Annotated in this window: 1 protein-coding gene; it reads left to right on the forward strand. The window is 64.7% G+C overall.

All coding sequences use genetic code 11. The features are described from left to right. Positions 1-334: 334 nt before the first annotated feature. Positions 335-827: TCP-1/cpn60 chaperonin family protein (locus tag EGM46_RS14540; protein WP_277425231.1), on the forward strand; the 493-nt coding region annotated here is incomplete at its 3' end.

Genomic DNA, 827 nt, shown 5'->3' on the forward strand with positions numbered 1-827 from the left:
GCCGAGCGGCTCCGAGGGGACGGACACCGACCCGACGGCGGAGCCCGAGATTGATCCCGCGACCGGGTGGGAGATCGATCCCGCGACGGGATTCCCGATCAATCCGGACACGGGACTCCCGCAGGATCCCGCCACCATCACCCCCTGAGTCGCTCCATTCGACGGCCTCCCGGTGTGTTCGCTGTGCGCGAGCGGCACCGCTTGCACTCACCCCGTGAGAGTGCCAAGATTGGTCTTAGCAGTCGAATCGACTGAGTGCTAAAGCTCCGCGCATCGATGCTCGTCGTCGTTGTGCTGCTCACCACTACGAGAACGTCCGGGAGGGGCGAAATACATGGCAAAGATCATTGCGTTTGATGAGGAAGCACGTCGTGGGCTTGAGCGAGGCCTGAACACTCTCGCTGATGCCGTGAAGGTGACGCTCGGCCCGCGCGGCCGCAACGTTGTCCTCGAGAAGAAGTGGGGCGCCCCCACCATCACGAACGACGGCGTCTCCATCGCCAAGGAGATCGAGCTCGACGACCCCTACGAGAAGATCGGCGCTGAGCTGGTCAAGGAGGTCGCCAAGAAGACCGACGACGTCGCGGGTGACGGCACCACCACCGCAACCGTGCTCGCGCAGGCGCTCGTCCGCGAGGGCCTCCGCAACGTCGCAGCTGGCAGCGACCCCATCGCGATCAAGAAGGGCATCGAGAAGGCTGTCGCCGCGATGACCGCGAAGCTTCTTGAGAACGCCAAGGAGATCGAGACCACCGACGAGATCGCAGCAACCGCGTCGATCTCGGCCGCCGACGAGCAGATCGGCAAGCTCATCGCCGAGGCGATCG

Origin of the sequence: Leucobacter chromiireducens (assembly GCF_003917135.1) — a bacterium.
GTDB classification, from domain to species: domain Bacteria; phylum Actinomycetota; class Actinomycetes; order Actinomycetales; family Microbacteriaceae; genus Leucobacter; species Leucobacter chromiireducens_A.